The following is a 25,272-nucleotide window of genomic DNA, read 5'->3' on the forward strand; positions in this document are numbered from 1 at the left end:
AATTTGTGATTCTTTCCTAGAATCAGTTGAGCGAAAGCATGCTCCTTAGCGGATACCCAGGTAATCCAAGACCAACTCACAGAACATCATGTTGGCCCATGAGAACCATTCGCGAGAGTAGAGCGTTGGATCATCTACGTGGAAGCTTTCGTGCATGACACCTGTGCCACCATCGCAGGCAACGAGCTGATCGAGCAAGAATTTCTTCTCCGCCTTATCTCTTGTTGTCAAGCCTTGGATAGAAAGGGCGATTGGCCAGATATAGCGATAGAAGGTATGAGAACTTCCGAGACCGCTAGCGTATTCTCCTTGGTAGAAGTAAGGATTTTCAGGGCTCAAAATGGTCCGACGAGTTGCTTGGTAAACCTCATCGTCAATCGCACAATAACCAAGATATGGAGCAGCTAACAAACTTGGTACGTTAGGGTCGTCCATGATGCTAGCATTTCCTAAACCGTCTACTTCAAAGGCGTAAATCTTTTCACCCTTGCTATTGGTGGTGTAGGCATAGTTTTCGATCCCTTCTTGGATCTCTGCTTGCAGGCGTTTAGCGTCTGCGATGACACTCTCGCTATCAGCTAGATTCAATTCTGCAAAGATTTCTTGGACATAACCCAAGACAACGACCGCAAACATATTGGATGGAATCAAATAGCTATACTGACAGCAATCATCACTTGGACGGAAGGCTGACCAGGTCATACCTGTCACTGCAAAGTCAGGTCCAAAGCCATCATTTACCAAAGTGTCTTCCTTACGGTCGGTATCACGAACAAAACGATAAGGAGAGTTGTTGTGATCTTGTTCTACCGTCCAGAGATGAAGGATTTCCTTGGTTGCTGTGACAAAAATTTCATCAAACTGATTGGTTTCGCCAGTCTCTTTCCAAAGGAGATAAGCCAACTGCAAAGGATAGCAAAGCGAGTCCACCTCATACTTACGCTCCCAAATCCAGCCGTTAAGGTCGGTGTGGTCAGTCTCATGGTGACCCTTCCAGTTCTCCTCAATGTTAAAGGAGTTGGCATAAGGATCCTTGAGCACCAAGGTCATCTGACGCTTGACCAAACCTGCAATGGTCTGACGCAAGAGAGGATCTCTTTTAGCCACATGAAGATAGGGTCTGAGTTGGGCAGTCGAATCCCGAAGCCACATGGCAGGGATATCCCCTGTTAATACAAAGGTTGAACCATCTTCTAGAATCTCAACCGTATTGTCCAAGGTGTCGGTATAACAACGCTCAAAGACATCCACCCACTCCGGATGGTCCTTGGCACGCTCTGCTACTTCATCCAGCCACTCTCTGACGATTTCTTTAGAATAAACCATTTTTAATTTTACCTCTTTCAAACAAGTTTCATGTTCAGTATAAAAAAAATCACCCCTAAAAGATATACACAAACTAAAGTCGTTTTGAAACAAACTTATGAAAAAAAGTTGGGGCTCTCCCCCAACTTTTCTATTCACTTTTCTTTTCTTCGAAAACCTTGTAACCTTCGGTAGCCAGTTCTGCTTTTAGACCCTCTAAATCTTTTGAGCCCCAGCTTGATACCTTAGAAGCAGCATCAAGATCTAGATTGCCATCTTTCAAAAGGTAAGCTTGATAACCATAGTATTTGTAACGAACTTCTTTTGAATTGCCACTTGACCAAGTTACTTTATAAACTGTAATCAACGAAACTTTTCCATTTGATTTTTTGTTCTCTTCAGGGATAACTTTCAAATAACTGCCTTGCGACTCTAAAGTGTAGGTGCTAAAGGAGCTATTTTGATGTTCAGACTTGCTATAGTCATCATTCTTTTTCAGAAGATCCGCAAAGTTCTTCACATCTTTTAGGTCCTTCAAACCTTCAACCGTCACCTCGACCTTGTTGTTGTCAACAACTTTTCCTTTTGATTTCAACTCATTGATATAGGTCACACTAACAGTAAGAGTAACTGTATCTCCGTTCTTCAAGTTAGTCGGACGTTTGTTATCTTCAAAGTTGAAATAGCCATCTTTATTAGGTTTCTCTGTAATGGACGCTATGCCATACCCATTAAATCCAGTAAATGTCACAGGAGTTTCTTTGAGCAAATCCGCTGTTGATACTTTCTCATACTCTTTCAAGTCAGCAACCTTAAAGGTTTTCTTTTCTGCTTTGACTGCTGCACTTTGAGAATTCGTAGTGATCGTAAAGGTAACCTCATCACCATTTTTAAGTTCACTAGTTCGATCGAAATTAAATTGGACGCTCGTAATCATCGCTTCAGCTTTTTGTAACATGGCTGCTAGTTTCGGATTTCTACTCACTTCCGAATAAGCCACAGGATCTTTTTGAGCCAAAGCTTTCGCTTGATTATTGTTAAATCCAGCCTTTCGATAAGACAATTCTTCGATTTTAGATGCGATTTCTTCGCTGTTATAAGTCAACTTCCCAGTTTCTTCATATCCTGAAAATTGAACCTTTACTTCGTCTATAATACTCTTTGGTTGTGAGTCATAAATATTGTAGCCAACGAAAGCGACAATCGCAAGCGCAACAATAGCAAGCACTGCAATGATTTCCTTGCGCTTTGTTTGCAATAAGGTTTGAAGGCTGATTCCTTCTTGCTTCGGTTCTACCACTTGATCACTTTTCGACTCTTCCTCAATGTTAGGCTGATCTTCTTTGTGACCTTGCTCAATTGTTTCTGTCAGCTCGGGAGTCTGCTCCGTCACCTTTTCTACCAATTCATCATTGGCAGGATTCTTTTCTAATTCACTCATAATAATCTCCTTTCTTAGCCTCATTCTAACAGATAAGAGTATGTTTGTAAATCTTATTTATATTTATGCACTTATTTTAACTTTTAGCTATCTTCCTTTATTTTTGTGTTATACTGTATACAAAAACGTTTACAGAAAGCTTTTTTATGAAACCACTACTTGAAACCATCGATACCCGCTTTGGGACTGCTAGCAAGCATGCCTTTTCTCGAGGAAATACCCTGCCCTACACGGGCGTTCCTTTTGGGATGAATTATTTTGTTCCCCAGACCAGCGATCAGGAGGGAGCTTGGTTCTTCGATCCGCATCTGCCCATCTTTCAGGGGATTCGCTTAACCCACCAGCCCAGCCCTTGGATTGGGGACTACTCATGGCTCCTTCTGACACCTGTCACAGGCCAGCTTGGGGGAGACAGTCTCTTTCACCGCCAGTCTTCTTATGATATAGATAAAGCTTGCTTCCAGCCTCACTATTTGAAACTCTTTTCTCTGCGCTATCAGATTGAAACCCAGCTCACACCGACTTGCTATGGCGCTTCTATGCGCCTAGAGCAAAAGCAAGGCAAATCCCTCGCCCTCTATCTTCACGCAGCAGATGAACTGACAGTGGAGCAGGTAGATAAGCGGACTCTGGCCCTCAGACAAGAAGGCAAAACAGAGACCAATAAAAATCCGCTGATACTGTTCACTTCTCTGCAAATGAACACGGATATTCTTGCTGTCAGCCAAGAAAGCAGAGACTGGCGAATTGACCTCGCAGATAGCCATGCTGAAATCCAACTAGCGACTTCTTTCATCTCTCCTTCTCAAGCGCTGCTTAATCTACCTCAAACGGACTTTGATAGCTGTAAAACAAATGCCCAAGCAAACTGGGAAAACCTCCTCCACCGTTTTGATATCGTGGAGACAGGGGAAACCGACCGGACCTTCTTTGACCACTGCCTCTACAGACTCTTCCTCTTCCCACAGACATTTTATGAGGTGAACGAGTCAGGGCAGGCCATCCACATGGATTTGTCTACTGGTACTGTCAAGCCCGGCGTCCTCTTTAGCAACAATGGTTTCTGGGATACCTTCCGCACCACCTTCCCCCTCTTTGCGCTTGTCATACCGGAACACTATCACCGCTTTCTAGAAGGTTTCCTCAATAGCTACCGCGATACTGGATTCCTTCCAAAATGGCTGGCTCCAGATGAACGTGGTATGATGCCTGGTACTCTATTGGACGGCATTATCGCAGACAGCGCCTGCAAGGATATGGCTCCCGACTTGGAAGAAGAACTCCTCCAAGCCATGCTAGAGACAGCCACTAAGTCCGACCCTCTCGACATCAATGGTCGTCACGGACTAGCCCAATACCAAGAACTGGGCTACCTCTCTACCGACCACCACGAAAGCGTCAGCCACACCCTTGACTATGCCTATAGTGATTTTTGCATCGCCAGCTGTGCCAAAAAACAAGGTCAGAATGACATCGCCCAGACTTATAAGGTCGCATCGCAGAATTTCCGTCATCTCTTTGACTCTGAGACAGGCTATATGCGTGCGCGAGATCGTCAAGGCAACTTCCGACCTGACTTCTCTCCTTACAGTTGGGGACGAGACTACGCCGAGTGTTCCGCCATTCAAGCTACTTTAGGCGTTCTCCACGACATCCCCGGCTTAATCCAACTGATGGGTGGAAAAGAAGCCTTTAGCCACTACCTTTTGAAAGCCTGTCAGGATGCTCCTCTCTTTGAAACGACCGGCTATGGTTACGAGATTCATGAAATGAGCGAGATGGCAACAGCTCCCTTTGGACAACTCGCCATCTCTAACCAGCCTAGCTTCCACATTCCATATCTCTTTCGCTACAGCAACTATCCAGACTACACTGCCCTTATCATTAAGACGATACGTCAAAAAGCCTTTCACCCAAGTTGGCAAGCCTATCCTGGCGATGAGGACAACGGTAGTCTCTCTGCTTGGTACATCTGGTCGGCTCTTGGATTCTACCCGACCTGTCCAGGCAAACCAGGTTACGATCTCGGAATTCCTCTCTTTGACTATCTCCGTATCTACCTGGCTAAGGAAAATAAATGGCTGGATATCCATGCCGAGCAAAACCACAGCCATTTCAACTTTGTCAAAGAATGCCGATTGGACCAGACCTCTGTATCTAGCATCCAACACCAAGACCTCTTGAAAGCTGAGCAACTGATCTTCACCCTCAGCTGGTTACCAAATCACTCCTAACTAAAAGAACCTTTGCATCACGCAAAGGTTCTTCTTTTATGAAACTTGGACTTGAAGTTGATCTACAAGCTGACCACCCACCATTAGATTCAGATAGAAATCCAAGGTTTTATCTCCTGCGAAATACAAGGTTGGTAGCGTCAACCTTTTTTCAGTCTCGCCAACTTGAAACTCAATAACTTGAATCTCATCCTGATAAGCGACACCATGCACACCCGTCCCTGGTTGAATCGAAATCTTAGCTTCTAAAGGACCACTACATTCTCTGCGCTTAACTGTAAAATAGGCATTTTCTCCCTTGGTCACAGCGAGACTGTTTTCTGAAAACTCCAGTTGCTGAACAGCTTCTTTTTTCGACAAGCTAGGTGTTTTATAAAGTGAAATCTTAGTTAATACTGGCAAATCCTGTGCCTCTGTGATGATGACACGCACCTTCTGAGCCTCTACCATGGATCCGCGCAAAAGGCGTTTATAACCTACTGTAAATCCTGATCCAAACTCCTGCCAGACACCATCCAACTCTACCTGAACATGGAAAGCAGCGATGCGTTGTCCTAGCTTCAAATCTTCTCTTAACTCAATTACATCAAAAGTTTTAGGTGACCCTAAGTCGAGTTCTAAATGGATTGGCAAGTCTGCATCACTTGCCCAAAAACTGGTCTTCCGTCCATCTGTCAGATGATAACAGGCAAAGTCTGGTGATAGAGCAGGGCCAGATACCTTGGCTCCCAGAGCCAAATCTTCTTTATAGAGTTCGTCACGGTAGGCAGCAAATTCATAGAGACGCTGGATATCCTTTTCGTCAAAGAGTCCATCTTTATTAGGCGGAATATTGAGTAAGAGAGGTGTTCCCCGCCCTACCGAGTAAAAATAAATCTCGACCAACTCCTCGAGAGACTTAGGATCCTGATCCTCATGGTAAAACCAGCCTGGCCGAAGAGAAACATCTGCCTCGCCGATTGAAAACAGCGTCCCCAAGGGGTCTCCGTGTTGCAGGTAATCTAATTCCACCTCAGTCCCCAACTGGTCTGGCTTGACTTTTTGCCACAAGGGATCCCCTGCATAGCCTCGTTCATTGCCAATCCAGCGAATACTGGTTTCCTCAGTTGAGAAAATCAAACAATCGCCTTGCAAGTCACGAATGGTTTCAAACCAGGTCTCAAACTCATAGTTGACCTTCTGGGCCCCTTCCCCTCGAGCACCATCCATCCACACCTCAGAGAACTTCCCGGCATTCCCATAGGCAGGATTTGACAAGATTTCCTTCAACTGAGCCAGATAGTAGGCATTGTAGTCCGCTTCTCGGTCCACATGATAAAGGGGACTATGGGCATCCCAAGGAGATAAATAAACTCCCACATCCATGTCAAACTCAGTTGCAGCTTGGGAAACTTCAAGGAGCAAGTCCCCCTTTCCATCCCTCCAAGGGCTAGCCTTGACCGAATAATCTGTGTAAGCTGACGGATAGAGGACAAAACCATCGTGGTGCTTGACCACCAAAATCAGCTTTTTAAAACCTATTTCTTTGAGCACTCGAACCCATTCACGCGCATCCAACTTGCTCGGGTTAAAACGCTTGGGATCCTCTTGCCCACTTCCCCATTCTTGGTCATAAAAGGTATTGGGGCCAAAATGGATAAAGGCAGCTAGTTCATCCTCTAAATAATCCAACTGGGCCTGACTTGGTAATGGTCCATGTGGTTTTATTTTCGTCATCATCTCATATCTCTTTCTCTGATTATTTTTCTTGTTCACAAAGTTATCCACAAGTTGTGGATAAGAAAACCTGCCTAAAAATTAGCTTTCCCAAACTCCAGCTCTTAGACTTTGAAACTGTCACCCTTAGGCAGCCTGCTCAAATCCCCACTGCGATACGATTTCTACTAGAAAACTAGCTCGTTACTAGTTGCCGATACTATTCTCAAGATCCCTCTAGGCTACTAGCTGAATGTCCTGCTCTCCCCAGACTTATCCACAACTTGTGAATAAACCATTCTTCCTAGTTGTTATCTCGTTGACTATAACAAAAAATCTAGGTAGCGTCAATAAGATAAGGCTGTCTCCTTAAATACTCAGAAAAGATTCTATAATTTGTACAATATACATTTTATGCTTTCCGGAAGAAAGACTTTTCAGATAGATTTCATATAATTTACCATCATTCTTTCAATTACAACCTCAGCCGAAACTCTTATTAATTCTATGCATGAAAGTAATTTTTTCATCTCAAATCATAAAATTTAATATAAAATTTTAAAAATTTTTCTATTCATTTCATTGTATTTATATCCATTTTATCTTTGTTTTCTATCCCCTACTGCATATTAACATAAAACACTATAAAAACCATATTTTGTCTAAATTTTCTCTATATTTTCCTCCTTGACAAGCATTATTGTTTGTGTTATAACGAACGTGTAAGCGGTATCAAAAAGTATCGAAGCAAAATTTTAAAGGAGGAAACCACATGTCTTCACATCCAATTCAGGTATTCTCAGAAATTGGGAAACTGAAAAAAGTTATGTTGCATCGTCCGGGCAAAGAGTTGGAAAACTTAATGCCGGACCACCTCGAGAGGCTACTCTTTGATGACATCCCATTTTTAGCGGACGCCCAGAGTGAGCACGACGCTTTTGCTCAGGCACTTCGTGACGAAGGAGTCGAAGTCCTTTACCTAGAGCAACTGGCTGCTGAATCATTGACTACTCCAGAAATCCGAGATCAATTCATCGAGGAATATTTAGACGAAGCCAACATCCGTGGCCGTCAAACTAAGATTGCAATTCGCAAGCTCCTCCAAAACATAGAAGACAATCTCGAATTGATCGAAAAAACCATGGCTGGGGTTCAAAAAACAGAACTGCCTGAAATCCCTGAATCAGCAAAAGGATTGACCGACTTAGTTGAATCAGATTATCCATTTGCTATCGATCCCATGCCCAACCTCTACTTCACTCGCGATCCATTTGCTACTATCGGACATGCTGTATCACTCAACCATATGTATGCCGACACCCGCAATCGCGAGACCCTCTACGGTAAATACATCTTTAAATACCACCCAGTTTACGGTGGTCTTGATTTGATTTACAATCGTGAAGAAACGACACGCATCGAAGGAGGCGATGAACTTGTTCTCTCTAAAGATGTTCTAGCTGTAGGGATTTCTCAACGGACGGATGCTGCATCTATAGAAAAACTACTTGTTAACATCTTCAAGAAAAATGTTGGCTTCAAAAAAGTATTGGCCTTTGAATTCTCAAACAGCCGTAAGTTCATGCACTTGGATACTGTCTTTACTATGGTGGACTACGATAAATTTACTATCCACCCAGAAATCCAAGGCAACCTCCGAGTCTTCTCTGTGACCTATGAAAATGAAGAATTGCAAATCGTCGAAGAAAAAGGCGATTTAGCAGAACTCCTTGCCCAAAACCTCGGTGTTGAAAAGGTAACCCTCATCCCATGCGGGGATGGAAACATCGTTGCTGCTGCTCGTGAACAATGGAATGACGGTTCTAACACCCTTGCAATCGCACCAGGTGTGGTAGTCGTTTATGAACGCAATACCGTTACCAATAAGAAACTGGAAGAATATGGTCTTCGCCTCATTAAGATTCGCGGAAGGGAATTGGTACGTGGCCGTGGTGGACCTCGTTGCATGTCTATGCCGTTTGAACGCGAAGAAATTTAACTTCCTCACCCTTCTGATAGATAGACAGATTATACTTGGCCAAGTCCCTTAGGACGAAGTATTAGAAAGAGGTTATCATGACACATTCCCTATTTCAAGGACGTAGTTTTCTAGCAGAAAAAGATTTTAGCCGAGCAGAGCTCGAATACCTTATCGGTCTATCAGCTCACTTGAAAGACCTCAAAAAACGCAATATCGAACACCGCTATCTAGCAGGCAAAAACATTGCTCTCTTGTTTGAAAAGACTTCTACTAGAACCCGGGCTGCTTTTACAACAGCAGCCATTGACCTAGGTGCGCATCCTGAATACCTAGGTGCCAACGATATCCAACTTGGCAAGAAAGAATCAACTGAAGATACCGCTAAAGTTCTCGGACGCATGTTTGACGGAATTGAATTTCGTGGTTTTAGCCAGGATATGGTAGAAGAATTGGCTCAGTATTCTGGCGTTCCTGTTTGGAACGGCTTGACTGACAAATGGCACCCAACTCAAATGTTGGCCGACTACCTCACAGTACAAGAAAACTTTGGTCATCTAGAAGGATTGACCTTGGTCTACTGTGGAGATGGTCGTAACAACGTTGCCAATAGTCTCCTTGTGACGGGAGCGATTCTCGGAGTCAACGTACATGTCTTCTCTCCAAAAGAACTCTTCCCTGACCAATCGGTCGTAGAATTGGCAAAAGGATATGCAAAAGAAAGTGGCGCCCAAATCCTGATTACAGAAGATGCTGACGAGGCTGTCAAAGGAGCTGACGTCCTCTACACTGACGTTTGGGTATCTATGGGCGAAGAAGACAAATTTGCTGAGCGGATTGCCCTACTCAAACCTTACCAAGTCAACATGGAGTTGGTGAAGAAAGCTGGAAACGACAAGTTGATTTTCCTTCACTGCTTGCCAGCCTTCCACGACACCAATACCATTTACGGTAAACAAGTAGCTGAAAAATTTGGCGTAGAAGAAATGGAAGTAACGGACGAAGTCTTCCGCAGTCAATACGCACGACACTTTGATCAAGCAGAAAATCGGATGCATACCATCAAAGCTGTCATGGCAGCGACTCTTGGAAATCTCTATATTCCCAAAGTCTAACATTTAGTAACCAAGCACCTTAGGGACTCCGGCTAGTAAGCATTACAATCCATATTTCTAGAAATAAGAAGTTCGTTTAATCAGTTGCCACCTCTAAACAAACCTTCCTATTATCCTTTTATCACTAGTCTAGTCCCTTTGGTGGTTTAACCCACTCTTATCCATTTTTGAACTCCCTTCGTCCAGATTACCTCAATACATCTACCTCTCACCTCATCAGAATAGTGCTTGCTCCAAGCATCCAACCTTGGTCTTGCTTTCAATCTTTTCTTTGAGGTCTGATAGGTTTGTATCTTAGTGAAAGGAGAGATCATGTCTCATCGGAAAATCGTCGTCGCCTTAGGCGGAAATGCCATCCTCTCCACAGATCCTTCTGCCCAGGCTCAGGAAGCTGCTCTGGTAGAAACAGCTCGTTATCTGGTCAAACTGATTCAAAACGGGGATGAACTCATCATCACCCATGGCAACGGCCCTCAGGTTGGAAATCTCCTGCTCCAACACTTGAAGGCTAATTCTGAAAAAAATCCTGCCTTTCCACTGGATTCTCTAGTCGCTATGACCGAGGGCAGTATCGGTTTTTGGCTTCAAAACGCCTTGGAAAATGCCCTAGTAGACGCTAACATCGAAAAGAGCGTCGCCTCTGTAGTCACTCAAGTCATCGTCGACAAGGACGACCCAGCATTCGCTGATCCAAGCAAACCAATCGGTCCTTTCTATAGCGAAGAAGAAGCAAAAGCAGAAAGTGAAAAGACAGGTGCTACCTTTAAGGAAGATGCTGGTCGGGGATGGCGTAAGGTAGTCGCCTCACCTAAACCAATTGGCATCAAAGAAATCAATAGCATCCGTACTTTACTCAATGACGGACAAATCGTCATCGCTGCTGGCGGTGGAGGCATTCCTGTCATTGAAAATGAAAACGGTTACTTGGACGGTGTTGAAGCCGTTATAGACAAAGACTTTGCTTCTCAACTGCTGGCAGAATTGGTTGAGGCAGATGTTTTTATCGTGCTCACTGGCGTAGACTACGTCTACATCAACTACAATAAACCAAATCAAGAAAGGCTGGAACGCGTTACCGTTAGTCAACTTCAAGAATACATCAAACAAGGACAATTTGCTCCAGGTAGCATGCTACCCAAGGTCGAAGCGGCCATTGACTTTGTCACCCACCACCCTGCTGGTAAGGCTGTTATCACCTCACTCAGCAATCTAGGTGCCCTGATTGAATCCGAAAGTGGAACAATTATTGTGAAAGACTAGTCAATTTTTAAACAAGCTTGATTAGGAGTACACAGGCAGACCAACATCATTCGTTTTATACTTTGTGACATAGTTTAGGAGGAAAAACAAATGAGTGAAAATACAAAAAAAAGGTTCCAAATGCCGTCATCTTACACTGTTTTGATCATTATCATTGCTATTATGGCAATCTTGACTTGGATCATCCCAGCAGGTAAGTATGATACAGACGAAGCAGGTAACCTCATTGCAGGTACCTATCAAACCGTTACCTCTAATCCCCAAGGGATTTACGATGTTTTAATGGCTCCGATTCGGGCTATGCTCGGTCACGAACCTACAAAAGCCGCTATTGACGTTGCCTTCTTTATCCTCATGGTTGGGGGATTCCTTGGCGTTGTCAATGCAACTGGCACACTAGATGTTGGTATTGCCTCTATTGTTAAGAAATACAAGGGACGCGAAAAAATGCTGATCCTCATCCTCATGCCCCTCTTTGCACTAGGAGGAACAACTTATGGTATGGGAGAAGAAACCATGGCATTTTACCCACTCCTCGTCCCTGTGATGATGGCTGTTGGTTTCGATAGCATTACTGCTGTTGCCATTATCCTACTCGGTTCTCAAGTTGGCTGTCTCGCCTCTACACTCAATCCATTCGCAACTGTTATCGCTTCTGATACAGCAGGCGTATCTTCTATGGACGGTGTCATTCTCCGGATTATTTTCTGGATTGTGATGACGGGTATGAGTACCTACTTCGTTTACCGCTATGCAGAAAAAATTCAAAAAGATCCTACAAAATCACTCGTTTATTCTCAAAGAGAAGAAGACCTCAAACATTTCAAAGTCACTGATAATGATGATGCTCCATCTGTCTTGAGCAAGAAACAAAAACATGTACTTGCCTTGTTCATCTTGACCTTTATCATCATGATCGCCAGCTTTATCCCTTGGGTAGACTTGCATATCACCTTGTTTGAAGATATGAAGAACTGGTTGATCGGTCTTCCTGTTGTCGGTGGAGTGATCGGCTCATCTGCTCAACCTTTTGGTAGTTGGTACTTCCCTGAAGGGGCTATGCTCTTTGCCGTCATGGGGATCCTCATCGGTATCGTATACGGCCTCAAGGAAAGTAAAATCATCTCTACCTTTATGAATGGTGCAGCAGATCTTCTCACAGTAGCTTTGATTTGTGCGGTAGCTCGTGGTATCCAAGTTATCATGAATGACGGTATGATCACTGCGACAATCCTTCACTGGGGCGAAGTCGGCCTTCAAGGTCTCTCACCTCAAGTCTTTATCGTCTTGACCTACCTCTTCTACCTCCCTATGTCCTTCCTTATCCCATCTTCATCAGGTTTAGCTAGTGCTACAATGGGTATCATGGCACCACTCGGTGAGTTTGTCAATGTCAAGGCAAGCCTCATCATCACTGCCTACCAATCTGCATCTGGTGTACTTAACCTCATCACTCCTACTTCTGGTATTGTGATGGGAGCTCTCGCACTTGGTCGTATCAGCTTAGGAACTTGGTGGAAATTTGTTGCGAAACTCATTATCACCATCGTGATTGTGAGCATGCTTCTGCTTATCCTAGGCACCTTCCTGCCATTCCTATAAAATAGTGCGAGGTAAAACGAATGACCGTCTACATCACTGATTCTATTAAACAAAGCTTTGTAAAGAGCCTACAAACCTTGATTTCTTATCCATCTGTCCTTCACGAAGGGGAGCAGGGGACACCTTTTGGACAAGCTATTCAAGACGTCCTAGAAAAGACGCTGGAAATCTGCCATGAACTTGGCTTTCGAACCTATATTGATCCCAAGGGCTATTATGGTTATGCCGAGGTTGGCGAGGGAGAGCTCCTTGCCATCCTCTGCCACTTGGATGTTGTACCTGCAGGAGATTTATCAGATTGGCAGACGCCACCATTTGAAGCAAGCATTAAAGAAGGAATCCTCTACGGAAGAGGGGCACAGGACGATAAAGGTCCTTCACTGGCAGCTCTCTACGCAGTGAAAAGCTTGCTTGACCAAGGCATCCAATTTAAGAAGCGCGTGCGTTTTATCTTTGGTACGGATGAAGAAACCCTTTGGAGATGTATGGCACGCTACAATGCCCTCGAAGAAACAGCCAGTATGGGATTCGCCCCTGATTCGTCATTTCCTTTGACATATGCTGAAAAGGGGCTCCTTCAAGTCAAGCTTCATGGCCCCGGCTCTGATCAACTCAAGCTCGATATCGGAGGTGCCTTTAATGTCGTACCAGACAAGGCAAGTTACCAAGGTCCTCTTTATGAAGCGGTTTGTAGAGGCTTAACAGAAGCTGGTTATGATTACCAAACTGCAGACCAAACAGTGACTGTTATCGGTTTGCCCAAACATGCCAAAGACGCTAGTCAGGGTATAAATGCCGTCATTCGACTAGCCAGTGTACTCGCAAACCTTCACTCACATCCTACTCTCCATTTTCTAAGCGACAAAGCCAGGCAGGACGGCAAAGGGCTGAAAATATTTGGGGAGGTCGCTGATGAACCGTCCGGTTCCCTTTCCTTTAATGTTGCGGGCTTGACTATCAATCCCGATCGCTCCGAGATTCGGATCGATATACGCATACCTGTGCTAGCAGATAAGGAGAAACTGGTGGCACAGCTCACTCAGTGCGCCAAAGACTACCAACTTGACTACCAAGAATTTGACTATCTAGCACCCCTCTATGTCGCAAGAGATAGCCAACTTGTTACTACCCTTATGCAAGTCTACCAAGAAAAAACCGGAGATAAAACTCCTCCTCTCTCATCAGGTGGTGCTACCTTTGCCCGCACCATGCCAAACTGTGTAGCCTTTGGCGCTCTTTTTCCAGGAGCACAACAAACTGAACATCAGGCAAATGAAGCAGCTGTCCTAGACGATCTTTATCGCGCTATGGACATCTACGCAGAGGCGGTTTACCGTCTCGCAACCTAACCAGATAAAGTTTCTACCAAAAAATCCCGCAAATTTGCGGGATTTTTTCTTACATCAATGCGCCAACATTTCTTGGGCAATTTCTTGGCCAGATAGGTTATCTGGATAGTAGGTTGGCCAGTTATCCATCTCTTCAAAGAGGGCTTCTTGGCTAGTACCTCCAAAGAAGATATGGAAATGTTCTGCCTTGACTGGGGCGATATTGTGGTCACTAAACTGAACATACTTGAACTGTCCAGCATCTGCATCTGTCGCTTCAAAGAGGAAGCGCACGCCACGATTGCCTTTCTTATAAGTCAAGATTTTCTTGCCGACATACTTGTAGGTGAATTTCTTGCTTTGGCCACCTTGGATGAATTCCATAGTGTTGTCCGTGATGTTGATCTTGGTCACATCTGTCTGATAGCCTTTTCTATAGTAGGCCTTATACTCATCCTTGGTCATCTTGCCAGTCAACTTAGCCTTGTAGTCAAAGACTTGATCAAAAGTTCCATCTTCAAGGAAAGGATAAACTGACTGCCAGTTGCCTACATAGTCACTCAAGGTACGGTCTTTGACATCTGCATCCTCAAAGTAACCATTGTGAACTGTCTTGGTGTTTTCTTCCTTCTCTGGTTCGATTTCTGGTCCTTCTTGGTCTGTTGTCTGTTTCAAAGCCTTGAGGTTTTTCTCCATCACGGAGATGTAGTCCTCACCAGCCTTGGTTGCTTCTTCTGTTAGACTTTCTAGCGGATTGAGCACGTCTAGTTTGACACCTGTTTCTTTTGAGAGTGTATTGGCGAGGGCTTGTGAGGCATTTTCTTCAAAGTAGATATAAGAAATCTTGTTTTTCTTGATATACTCTGTTAATTCTGCCAAACGTGCTGCTGATGGTTCTGCATCTGGTGAGAGACCTGAGATGGATACTTGCTTGAGACCGTAGTCCAAGGCAAGGTAGTTAAAGGCAGCGTGCTGGGTCACAAAGCTCTTTTGTTTAGCTTGAGACAAGCCATCTGTGTAGGCCTTGTCCAATGCTTGCAATTTTTCGATATAGGCAGCCGCATTCTTCTCAAAAGTCTCTTTTTTATCAGGATAATCTGCTGATAAGCTGTCACGGATATGCTCTACCAGTTTGATGGCGCGAACTGGTGAAAGCCAAACGTGGGGATCGTAGTCGTGATGGTGACCTTCACCACCATGATCATGCCCTTCCTCTTCTTCCTCACCACCTGGCAAGAGGAGCATATCACCTGTCGCCTTGATGGTTTTCACTTTTTTCTTATCCAAGGATTCTAGCAATTTTGGAACCCAAGTTTCCATATTTTCATTTTCATAGACAAAGGTATCTGCATCTTGGATTTTGGCAACTGCCTTGGCAGACGGTTCGTATTCATGAGGTTCTGTACCAGCACCGATTAGAAGTTCTACATTAGCAGTATCTCCTGCGACTTGCTTGGTAAATTCGTAGACAGGGTAAAAGGTTGTCACGATATTTAGCTTCCCATCTGCCTGTTTTTGATTGGAACAAGCCACTAAAAACAGGGCACATAGACTAGCCAGTAGTAAGCTTAGTTTTTTCATTTCATTCTCCTATTTGATAAAACGTTTCAGTAGACTGACTAACAAAAAGACAGCTACAAAGATAATGGTGATACTAGCGCTAGCAGGTGTTTCCGCATAGTAGGAAATATAAAGTCCTGCCACCATTCCCAAAAAGCCAATAGCACTGGCTAGCAACATAACGGATTTAAAGTTTTTCCCCAGACGAAGGGCAATACTAGCTGGCAAGACCATAATGGTCGACACCAGAAGAGCTCCTGCTGCTGGAATCATAAGGGCAATGGCCACCCCTGTCACCATGTTAAAGAGGATGGACATAGTACGAACGGGCAAGCCATCCACAAAGGCCGTGTCCTCATCAAAGGTCAGGATATACATTGGTCGCAAGAACAAGAAAGTCAAGAGCAAAACGACCGCAGCAATGGTAAAGAGGAAAATCACCTGCTCCTGGCTAATGGTCACAATCGAACCAAAGAGATATTGGTCCAAACTCATGGAACTCGAACTTTTCCCCTTACTCATCACGATAAGGGAGACTGCAAGCCCTGTAGACATGAGGATGGCAGTTCCGATTTCCATAAAATTCTTATAGACTGTCCGGAGATACTCTAGAAAGACCGCAGCAATCAAGACAATGGCAATGGTTGAAATAGTTGGAGAAATCCCCAAAACCAGACCAAAGGCTACTCCTGATAGAGAAACGTGACTGAGGGTATCACTCATCAAACTCTGACGACGTAAGATAAGGAAAGTCCCAAGAACTGGAGAAAAGAGACTCATGGCAATGACAGCCAAGAAGGCCCGCTGCATAAAGTCATAAGATAACAAACTAAGCATGGTCCACCTCCTGGTCACTTTCGTGAACGTTGAAACAACGCCACGGCGAGTCTTGATTGCGTACTAGATGGATATTGCGATCCGCATAGTCCTTGACCTCCTCAGGATCATGGGTAATCATCAAAACGGCCTTGCCATGATGGTGGGCACTATGGTGCATGAGTTCGTAAAATTCATTTTTGCTTCCTGCATCCATCCCTGTCGTCGGCTCATCCAAGACAAAAATATCTGGGTCAGAAGCAAACATCCTTGCAATAACTGCTCGTTGCTTTTGCCCTCCCGAGAGAGAGCCAATTCGTTTGTCACGGTGTTCCCACATACCAACTGAGTCTAGACTGGCCTTGATGTGCTCCTCATCATGGGCATTCAAGCGACGGAACCAGCCCTTTCGAGGATAGCGACCCGACTTGACAAATTCATAAACCGTACTTGGAAAGCCAGCATTAAAACTGGCTATCTGCTGAGGAAGATAGGCTATCCTAAGCTTTTTCCCATGAGTATTTGTCTTTGAGATGGTTACCTTGCCAAATCTTGGCTGCAAAATGCCTAGACTCGCCTTGATCAGCGTCGTCTTGGCAGCCCCATTTTCACCAGTCAGGGTAACAAACTCCCCACTATCAACACTATAGTTGATGTGCTTGAGGACAGGTTCCTTGTCATAATAGAAAGACAAGTCCTCTACTGTAATATACCGCATTATTTGATTTCTCCTACTAAAGCAGTTAAAAACCGCTGGATGACTTCTTGTTCATTTGGAGTAAACTGATTTGCTACTTGTTCATAGGCTGAGAGCGTGTGCTCATGGTGGTGATGATGCTCCGCCGCTACTGGTCGAGCTAGCTCTGTCAGTTGATAAAAGATCACACGCGCATCCTTTGGATCTCTGGATGTCTCTAACATACCCTCTTTGACTAAAGACTTGATAGCCTTGGTCACTGCCGCCTGACTGACATTGAGGCGACGGGCCAACTCTGAATTGGTTAGGGATTCTTCTGACAAGAGCATGAGGATGTGTTCCTGAGTATTGGTCAAGGCAACGTCACTCGTGCAATGCCCGATCAGAATTTCATGCTGGTTCTCAGATCTCAAGATCACCTCGTTTAAAAAGTTATCGATTTCCTGCGCAAGCTGTCTCATGTGTTACTCCTTCCCTAGCTATCTTTTTCGTAAAAAACATAGATAATCACCGATTCTTTACTGGTTAATTATATCATAAACCCAAAAAGAGTCAAGGGAAAAAGGCGTAAAAACGTTTCCCTAGACTCTTCTAGAAGTAAAATTTAATCTATTTTTGCTTTGATTTTCGGCTCGATAAGATACCTGCCAGACCAGCTACCATTCCCATCAAGAGCAAGAAGATGGATTGTTCACTTCCTGTATTTGGGAGAGTTTTTTCTGAGACAACTGCCTTCTTGCTAAATTGACCTGCCACCTCATAAGTAAGTGGTACATTCGTAGTCGCATCGCTAGCAGCTGTATTCGTTTGAGGTGTTTCTACTGGTAGACTAAAGTTTTTAGAATCCACAGAAATCGTCCGTGAGTTCGGATTGATCTTTTCATACTGGGTCAAATCAGCGGTTTTCAGATAATCTTCAAAGGCAGCATCCATAGAAGGACCTTCTTCTCGCGCACCACCTAACATCGTGTAGCCATCGCCACCCGCAGCTAAGAAATCATTGGTTGCAAGATAGTAGGTTTTTGCGAGATCTAGGAGATCATAACGACCAGTTGTGCGGTTTTTGACCTGGATGGCCAAGACACGTTTACCTGATGGTAGATTGGTATCATAGTAAACCTTCACACCTGAAACTTGCAAGAAGCCACCACTTGGTTCTAGCAATGGTTGCCCGTTCTCATCCAAGACCTTCTTGCCATCCTTATCGACCTGCAAGATAGATCCGAGTGACTTTTCAAACATATCCAATACTTGTTGCCCAGTCACTTGGATTTGTGAGATGGTATTTCCAAATGGAAGAACAGCAATGACATTTCCTTTAGTGATCGGTTTGCCTTTTGCAATAGTTTCACGCAAGCCACCACCATTTGTCACAGCGATGTCAGTCGGACGGCTAAATCCTGTTTGACCATACTGATAGAGCGAGTCTGCTACGACGTTTCCGAGGTTAGTTTCACGAACCCGAACATTTTCACGATCTCCGTTGAGTTCTACAGGGCTGTTTGAAACGACTTCAACCGCATTTTCAGCATCGTATTTTTGTTTAATGTCTTTGACTAGTTTTTCTACTGTTGGATTGGCTGGTAATTTTTTAGCATCAGCAGCCGGAATCTGAGTTGGATTGCCCAAAAGCTGACGTGATTTGTAGGTGATTTTTCCTACATTATGAAGGTAGCTTCCCGTCTGGTTATAGGTAACATTATCTCCATAAGTCGTTGATTCTACTGTATGAGAGTGACCGTCGATTACTGTTACGCGTTTCCCTTTCAAACGAGGATTTTTAGACAAGGCTTCTGCCAAAGTTGAACCACGCCATTCGACTGGGGTTGTGGTATCCACACCCAAGTGAGCCAGCACAACATAGTGTTTGTAGTCCTTGCCTTCTGCACGAGCCTTGGCTTGAACTTCTTCGATGACCTTATTGACTTCAGAGATTGGATCTGTAAAAGTTACTCCTTTGACATTTTTAGGGTGAGTTTTGGTAGCTGTTTCAGGTGTTGTCACGCCGATTACAACAAACTCATCACCTTCCACAGTCTTATCTTTATCAACGATTGTAGAAGCTTCAAAGAGACGAGCACCATTGACGTAGGTATTTGAGCTAAGTAATGGGAATTTCAAGATTTCCTTGTATTTTTTAGCTTCGTCTAAACCAAAGTCAAACTCATGATTTCCTACTGCCATGGCATCATACTGCATCTTATTAAGAATTTCAGCGCGGGCTTCGCCCTTTGTAGAGTTGGAAATCGGTAAACCTTGGAAAGCGTCTCCCGCATCAACAACCAGAGTATTTTGATTTGATTTCGCGCGTTCCTGCTCAATAACAGTCGCTAACTTGGCATCTCCAATAACTCCTTTTTCCTCTACAATACGACCATGGACATCATTGGTGTGTAAGATAACAGTGTCCTTTTCTTCGCTTTTAGGAGATTCAGCAGGAGCTGACGGAGCTTCTGCAGGTGCATCTGCTTCTGAAGTTGCCGAAGTTTCCGGTACCGCAGGGCTCTCAACAGGAGCTGGAGTCGCCGACGTAGCAGGAGTCGCTACAACAGCTGAACTTTCTGCAGGGGCAGTTGCTTCTTCAGCATAGACTTGTCCAGCTAAGAAGGCTGGAGCTAACAGGGCTGTCGACAAGACAGGTAACAAAGAACGTTTGTTCATTTTAAAATCCCTTTCTTTTCTTCTTTTTCTATTACATTATACGCTATTTCTGAAAAAATTTAAACTTTTGACCTATTTCTCTCTCAAATATTCGCTATTTAACAAAAAAACCTGAACCAAAAAGTTCAAGTTTTTTCTTGATCTATTGAAAATCTTTGATCTTTCCATCATAGGTCGCCCAGTCCTTACTGAAGAAGCGGTCATTCATTTTATAGTCTGGAGCTGGGGTCGGATCCGTTAAGAAGGGATTGACAACCTTATCAAAAGCCAGCCAACCCAACCAACCAATATGAATCGTATCCTTGACAAAGTAGGGATCTCCGCCTTTTTTAGAAAAGTCTGCAATGTTGGTGAAACCTTGACTTTCTAACTGGTAACGAATTTTTTCAACAGCATGTTGGTACATTTCCTCGCTGAGCCCTGTATGGGTCATCCATTTTTTATTGACAGGCTGGATCACAAAAAGGACATTGACCTTTGATTTGGCAAATTGATTGAGGACCAACTGCAAATCATTGTATTCAGACGACTTGAGGAAATTGTAATTTTTTTGATAGCCCTTATACTTTTCGAGGTAGTCTTTCACCTGGGTCTTATAAAATTGATTTTCAATTCCCATATCGTTGTTATTGGTATTGGCTTCTGCATCCTTTCGAGCAATTTTTTCTAACTCCTCATAAGAAAATTGATCCGGAAGATCTTTTAAATAGTTCTCCACATGTTCCTTGTACTTGAGTTTTCCTCGAATGGAAAATTGCCCAAATAGCGAAGCCTGACGCTCATTAAAACGTGCAAAAGCCTTGATAATAGCATGGTCGATCTCTGATAATTCCTCACCCTTTGACAGCTTCTCAACGATACCCTTCATAGAGACTCCTGGATTTTGCTTTAAGAGACGTTTAGCCGCATGTTTGGCTCCTATATCTCCCGATTGATTTTCTAGAAAGGCTGTCAACTGATCGTTGTTAAAGTAGTTTTGGAAGAAGGCTGGCTCATAGTCCTCCTCTGTAAACCACTGAGGGGAAATGACAAATACCGCCTGCTTTTCCTCGATTTCTGGTAAGATCTGCTGCATACCGAAATACTGATTGAGAGAGGCCGCTCCTGCTTGTCCCAAAAAATAGGGCCGGTAGGGGCGACTATATTTCTCCGCCAAGACCGCAGGATGCATGCTATCAAAACGAATCCACTCACTTGAGCCAAAAAAGGGAATAAAGCGCATATTAGGTTCCGTAAAGGCTCTCACTTTTTGACTTCTCTCTTTAAAGCTCTCCGAACTAATCGCTGCTGCAGAATATTTTTCTTCAGTCAAATTATGACTCGGATTGTTTGGGTAGAAAAAGATTAGTAAGAAAACAAGAAAACTAGCAAGAAGCAGAGGGCCAAAGATTAACCACAAACGCTTAAGCATTCTGCAACTCCCTAATGCCTGCTACGATTTTATTGGCTGTATTCCAGTCATCGCGACCGAACTCCGTCACTGGCACACGAATGTCAAAACGATTTTCAATCTCAACAATCAATTCAACTGTTCCCATGCTATCCAAGACGCCTGCATCAAATAGATCCTCATCCATCATGTCAGAAACATCTTCCATAAACAACTCATCAATAATTTCGATAACTTCTGATTTGATATCCATATTTTATTTCCTTTTATTTTTTAAACCACAAATCATTCAAGAATCCAGAAAAGATCAAGAATGAAAACATGACGACATGGAAGGTGACAACCATGCCAAACAACTGAATCCAGCGATTGTCAGGTAAGGAAGCCTTCCCTGCTTTTTTGCGTTCTTTATTGAGTGCTTTTTTCTTGCGAACCCAAGCATCATTGATGACCAGTCCAATCCCATGAAAGAGTCCGTAGGCGATGTAGTACCAGGTCACTCCGTGCCAAAATCCCATAATCAGCATATTTACAATATAGGCGACACTTGAAGTCACATTGCGATTCTTAAAGACCTTCTTTCTAGTCAAGACCATCACCATTCGCATAAAGACAAAATCACGGAACCAGAAAGACAGGCTCATATGCCAACGATTCCAAAACTCCTTTAAATCCCTTGATAAAAAAGGCTTGTTGAAGTTTATCGGGCTACGAATGCCCATCAAGTTTGAAATGGCTAAGGCAAACATAGAATAGCCTGCAAAATCAAAGAACAGTTCTAAACCGAAGGTATACATGACTGCTAGGGCATAATGGTTAAATAAGCCACCGGTCTGCAGGGCCAAGTTCTTTAAAGGAGGTAGCAAAATCTCTCCTAGAATATGGGCCAAGATAAACTTGTAGAGAAAGCCAAGCATGATATACTTGACAGCCTCTTCTAGCATATCCATCAACTCTTCTCGCTCAGGAATGGTCTCGTAATTTTCATTGAAACGTTTAAAGCGATCGATAGGACCACTTGAGAAAGTCGGCATAAAGAGGAGAAAGCGGAGAAATTCCCATAAGGTGAAATCCCTAATCACCCCATCTCTCAGCTCGATGGTCATCCCAACCGAACGAAAGGTCAGGTAAGAGATTCCCAAAAAGCCAAGCAAGGACTGGGGAGCATGAATAGCAGGAGCTACTTTCACAAAGATAATCGGCAATAGAGATAAAAAGCTAACCAGATAAAAGACCCACTGACTATCCCGCTTCTTTCTGTATCTTTTGTAGGAAAAAACAAGTAGCAATTGCCAAACGACATAAAGAAGGAGAGCGCTTATTTGATCCGTCTTCCCACCTGTCAACATGGCTAGGATAAAGAAAAGACTAACGAGCACCTCATATAAGGCAAAACGTTTCTTGAAAAAAAGACCGATAAAGATGGGCAAGGTCGCTCCGATGATGTATAGAAAATACTGTGGATTCCCATAAGGTTCCAAATGAGGAAACTGTTTGAAAAATTCCATCATCGGCTGTTCACCTCGTTAATCAAGCCTTTGATGTCAATCTTACCATTTGGAGTCAGCGGTAGACTGTCCCGATAAAGGAATTTAGACGGCATCATATAGGACATCATGATATCAGTCAAGTCTTCCTTGATAGCCTTGGTTATATCGATATCGCGTTCAAACTGCTGACGGACACCGTCCTTTAGGATAACATAGGCCAGTAAATTCTGTACCTTATGGTCCTTGTTATAACGTGGGACAGCAACAGCCGACTCGATATAGCGAGACTTGTTGAGGTTTTGCGAGACATCTTCAAGCTCAATGCGATAACCATTAAACTTAATCTGGAAGTCCATCCGTCCACCGTAGAGCAGCAGGCCCTCATCTGTCATGGTTCCTACATCCCCTGTGTGATAGGCTGGAAGACCTTCGAACGTAAAGAAGGCTTCTGCTGTTTTTTCAGGATTGTTCATATAGCCTTTTGAAACAGCTGGTCCAGAAATGATGATTTCTCCCTGTTCACCATTTGGAACTTTCTTACCTTCCTCATCAATGATAAAGGTCGGAGAATCCGCCTTGGTATAGCCGATTGGCAGGCGTTTGAGAGTCGCCAACATCTCGTCTGTTACAGCAACTGCTGACAAAGCTACTGTCGCTTCTGTGGGACCGTAGGCATTAATGATACGAGCATTTGGGAATCGCTCGCGCAGTTTTCGAGCTGTTTTGACCGTCAATTCTTCCCCATCAAAGTAGAAATGCGTGATTCCTGGCATTTTCTCACTATTAAAGTCTTCTGACAACATGGCCATATCTGCAAAGGAAGGCGTCGAAGTCCAGATAGCGATGGGCAAGGAAAAGATGGTCGCAAAGAGTTGCTTAAAGTCCTGTGTGATGGCAGACGGTAGAGCAAAGAGTGTTCCACCTAGTGCCAAGGTTGGCGCCCAGTACATAACAGATAGATCAAAAGAATAAGGTGGTTGGGCCAGCATTTGTGGACGACTTGGCGTCGCAAATTCCTTGTCTGTAATCATCCAGTTGGTAAAGCTGAGGAGATTATCATGGGAGATCTGCACTCCCTTTGGCTTACCAGTCGTTCCAGATGTAAAGATGATGTAGTAGTTGTCATCTCCTTTTACTGGATGCGTGATGGTATAGCTGGAACGTCGAGAAAAGGCTTCATGGACCTGCTCTAAATTCAGCATTGGTATACTTGTCTGCTCTAATGGAAAATCTGATATAGCAATAATCAAGCTCGGTTCTGCTACTTCTACGATAGCAGCTACCCGTTCTAAGGCTGAATGGCTATCGATGGGAATATAGGCATGACCTGACTTGGTCAAGGCCACAAAGGTAGCCAACATCTCATACTCCTGCCCGCCATAGACGACAACAGGAGATTTTTCTGGCAAATTCAACTGATCAATGGCTGCAGCCAAACTATCCGAATCAGCCTTCAGATCACCATAAGTATGCTCTTGCCCCAAAACGTTGTAAACAGGATAACTAGCTTGTGTCTGAGCAAAGCGCTCAATCGTTTCAATCATATCAACTATGGGTTTATTTGACACAATAGATTTTCTCCTTTGAATTAAAATTCATTATAGATAAAGCCACCTTGTCCCTGTCCAAGGTAACTAAAAAAATATAGCAAGCCTAGTAAAATAACAAAATACAGGAATGTTTGAGCCCAAAAAATATAAAATGTTCTCTTTTTTTTCATATTCGACTTCTTTTCTGTAAACTTTCAGGAATATTGTGCAAATAAGCACTTACTATCTTATCTTTTTACCATTTTACCACTTTATCATGCTAATTTTCAACTGTTTACCGTCACTTAAAAGTTGGTTTTAGCTTATTTTAAGATAAATTAAAATGTTAATGATTTTAACATCAAAAAGACAAGAAAAGAGCCTGAGATTTCCATCTCAAACTCTGTTGCAAAAAGCTCTTTTATCTTAGAAAAGTGAAAATACGAGGACTGCCAGTGCTGCACCGAGGATAGGCCCTACAACAGGAATCCAAGCATAAGACCAGTCTCCGTCTCCCTTGTTTGGAATTGGTAAAATGCTGTGCATGATTCGAGGACCGAGGTCACGAGCTGGGTTCAAGGCATAACCAGTTGTCCCACCTAGTGAAAGACCGATACCGACAATCAAGGTCCCCACTGCAAAGGTTCCTAATCCTGCCTGAAGGTCATAGAGCCCCAAGGCAAAGATTGTCAAGAGCAAAACAAAGGTTCCAAGGATCTCACTAATCAAGTTTGACACAGTATCTTTGATAGCTGGTCCAGTGCTGAAAGTTGCTAGAATATTGCCTGCATTTTCTTCTGCTTCATAGTGCGGTTTGAATTGCAACCAAACTAAAATTTGAGCAAGCATCGCTCCAGCGAACTGAGCTAGGATATATGGGAATACTGAAGCCCAAGGCAAGTCACCTTTTAAGGCTACACCAAGCGTCACAGCTGGGTTTAAGTGTGCAGGACTAAGTTTGCCAGATACAAAGACAGCAACCGCAACGGCGATCCCCCATCCCATCGTGATGACAATCCATCCTGAATTGTTACTCTTGGTTTTGGGAAGAACCACACCTGCTACAACACCATTTCCTAGGAGGATAAGGATTAAAGTCCCCAAAAATTCTCCAAATAATTCTTTCATCATATCGTTGTCTCCATTTAAAAGAAGGAGAGAGAAAGCAAGG

20 protein-coding genes are annotated in these 25,272 nt (G+C 43.7%); 6 read left to right on the forward strand and 14 right to left on the reverse strand.

What is annotated here, in order from left to right; genetic code table 11:
- Window positions 1–45: 45 nt before the first annotated feature.
- Window positions 46–1,326, reverse strand: coding sequence for a glycoside hydrolase family 125 protein (locus MK409_RS06405; protein ID WP_268705719.1), 1,281 nt, complete (start codon window positions 1,324–1,326; stop codon window positions 46–48).
- A 130-nt stretch (window positions 1,327–1,456) separates the two neighbouring features.
- Entirely contained in the window at window positions 1,457–2,746 is a 1,290-nt protein-coding gene (locus MK409_RS06410; RefSeq protein WP_268705720.1) for a hypothetical protein, read from the reverse strand.
- A 146-nt stretch (window positions 2,747–2,892) separates the two neighbouring features.
- On the opposite strand from MK409_RS06410, the gene MK409_RS06415 reads away from it, so the two are divergent.
- Window positions 2,893–4,980 carry a GH92 family glycosyl hydrolase gene (locus MK409_RS06415; protein WP_251464111.1) on the forward strand — a complete coding sequence of 696 codons (2,088 nt, stop codon included), beginning with the start codon at window positions 2,893–2,895 and terminating at the stop codon, window positions 4,978–4,980.
- Between the two features lie 36 nt (window positions 4,981–5,016).
- Here the strand turns inward: MK409_RS06415 and MK409_RS06420 are convergent, their stop codons facing one another.
- On the reverse strand, window positions 5,017–6,696 hold the full coding sequence (locus MK409_RS06420; protein ID WP_268705788.1) for an alpha-L-fucosidase: 1,680 nt from the start codon (window positions 6,694–6,696) through the stop codon (window positions 5,017–5,019).
- A 751-nt stretch (window positions 6,697–7,447) separates the two neighbouring features.
- Here MK409_RS06420 and arcA point away from each other — a divergent pair.
- From arcA to MK409_RS06445, 5 genes are all read left to right on the forward strand, one after another.
- Window positions 7,448–8,674 (forward strand): arginine deiminase, encoded by a 1,227-nt coding sequence (arcA, locus tag MK409_RS06425; protein WP_268705721.1) that lies wholly within the window; start codon window positions 7,448–7,450, stop codon window positions 8,672–8,674.
- A 77-nt stretch (window positions 8,675–8,751) separates the two neighbouring features.
- On the forward strand, window positions 8,752–9,768 hold the full coding sequence (argF, locus tag MK409_RS06430; RefSeq protein WP_268705722.1) for an ornithine carbamoyltransferase: 1,017 nt from the start codon (window positions 8,752–8,754) through the stop codon (window positions 9,766–9,768).
- Window positions 9,769–10,080: 312 nt separating this feature from the next.
- On the forward strand, window positions 10,081–11,028 hold the full coding sequence (arcC, locus tag MK409_RS06435; protein WP_049538026.1) for a carbamate kinase: 948 nt from the start codon (window positions 10,081–10,083) through the stop codon (window positions 11,026–11,028).
- A 90-nt stretch (window positions 11,029–11,118) separates the two neighbouring features.
- Window positions 11,119–12,630, forward strand: a complete 1,512-nt coding sequence (locus MK409_RS06440; protein ID WP_049538025.1) for a YfcC family protein — start codon at window positions 11,119–11,121, stop codon at window positions 12,628–12,630.
- Window positions 12,631–12,650: 20 nt separating this feature from the next.
- The gene (locus MK409_RS06445; protein WP_268705723.1) at window positions 12,651–13,979 is read left to right on the forward strand and encodes a dipeptidase; all 1,329 of its coding nucleotides are present in this window, start codon (window positions 12,651–12,653) and stop codon (window positions 13,977–13,979) included.
- A 54-nt stretch (window positions 13,980–14,033) separates the two neighbouring features.
- On the opposite strand, the gene adcA is transcribed toward MK409_RS06445, so the two are convergent.
- The 11 genes from adcA to MK409_RS06500 all read right to left on the reverse strand — a co-directional run bounded on the left by adcA (window position 14,034) and on the right by MK409_RS06500 (window position 25,232).
- Entirely contained in the window at window positions 14,034–15,539 is a 1,506-nt protein-coding gene (adcA, locus tag MK409_RS06450; protein ID WP_268705724.1) for a zinc ABC transporter substrate-binding lipoprotein AdcA, read from the reverse strand.
- Between the two features lie 9 nt (window positions 15,540–15,548).
- On the reverse strand, window positions 15,549–16,355 hold the full coding sequence (locus MK409_RS06455) for a metal ABC transporter permease (RefSeq protein ID WP_268705725.1): 807 nt from the start codon (window positions 16,353–16,355) through the stop codon (window positions 15,549–15,551).
- Window positions 16,348–17,052, reverse strand: a complete 705-nt coding sequence (locus MK409_RS06460) for a metal ABC transporter ATP-binding protein (RefSeq protein WP_033630490.1) — start codon at window positions 17,050–17,052, stop codon at window positions 16,348–16,350. The genes MK409_RS06455 and MK409_RS06460 overlap by 8 nt, the downstream gene beginning before the upstream one ends.
- Window positions 17,052–17,492: a zinc-dependent transcriptional regulator AdcR gene (adcR, locus tag MK409_RS06465; RefSeq protein WP_001249325.1), complete on the reverse strand. Its 441-nt coding sequence runs from the start codon at window positions 17,490–17,492 to the stop codon at window positions 17,052–17,054. Before adcR ends, MK409_RS06460 begins: the two co-directional genes overlap by 1 nt.
- Before the next feature lie 148 nt (window positions 17,493–17,640).
- Window positions 17,641–19,692: a cell surface ecto-5'-nucleotidase Nt5e gene (gene nt5e / locus MK409_RS06470; RefSeq protein ID WP_268705726.1), complete on the reverse strand. Its 2,052-nt coding sequence runs from the start codon at window positions 19,690–19,692 to the stop codon at window positions 17,641–17,643.
- 142 nt (window positions 19,693–19,834) lie between these two features.
- The gene (gene dltD, locus MK409_RS06475) at window positions 19,835–21,103 is read right to left on the reverse strand and encodes a D-alanyl-lipoteichoic acid biosynthesis protein DltD (protein ID WP_268705727.1); all 1,269 of its coding nucleotides are present in this window, start codon (window positions 21,101–21,103) and stop codon (window positions 19,835–19,837) included.
- On the reverse strand, window positions 21,096–21,335 hold the full coding sequence (gene dltC, locus MK409_RS06480; protein ID WP_061853292.1) for a D-alanine--poly(phosphoribitol) ligase subunit DltC: 240 nt from the start codon (window positions 21,333–21,335) through the stop codon (window positions 21,096–21,098). The genes dltD and dltC overlap by 8 nt, the downstream gene beginning before the upstream one ends.
- Window positions 21,336–21,348: 13 nt before the next feature.
- The gene (dltB, locus tag MK409_RS06485; RefSeq protein WP_268705728.1) at window positions 21,349–22,593 is read right to left on the reverse strand and encodes a D-alanyl-lipoteichoic acid biosynthesis protein DltB; all 1,245 of its coding nucleotides are present in this window, start codon (window positions 22,591–22,593) and stop codon (window positions 21,349–21,351) included.
- Window positions 22,590–24,140 carry a D-alanine--poly(phosphoribitol) ligase subunit DltA gene (gene dltA, locus MK409_RS06490; protein ID WP_268705729.1) on the reverse strand — a complete coding sequence of 517 codons (1,551 nt, stop codon included), beginning with the start codon at window positions 24,138–24,140 and terminating at the stop codon, window positions 22,590–22,592. The genes dltB and dltA overlap by 4 nt, the downstream gene beginning before the upstream one ends.
- A 20-nt stretch (window positions 24,141–24,160) precedes the next feature.
- Window positions 24,161–24,292, reverse strand: coding sequence for a teichoic acid D-Ala incorporation-associated protein DltX (locus MK409_RS06495; RefSeq protein WP_061407648.1), 132 nt, complete (start codon window positions 24,290–24,292; stop codon window positions 24,161–24,163).
- A 235-nt stretch (window positions 24,293–24,527) separates the two neighbouring features.
- Entirely contained in the window at window positions 24,528–25,232 is a 705-nt protein-coding gene (locus tag MK409_RS06500; RefSeq protein ID WP_268705730.1) for an MIP/aquaporin family protein, read from the reverse strand.
- Between the last annotated feature and the right edge of the window lie 40 nt (window positions 25,233–25,272).

The organism is Streptococcus oralis (genome assembly GCF_026782375.1).
In the GTDB taxonomy this organism is placed as follows: Bacteria; Bacillota; Bacilli; order Lactobacillales; family Streptococcaceae; genus Streptococcus; species Streptococcus oralis_CL.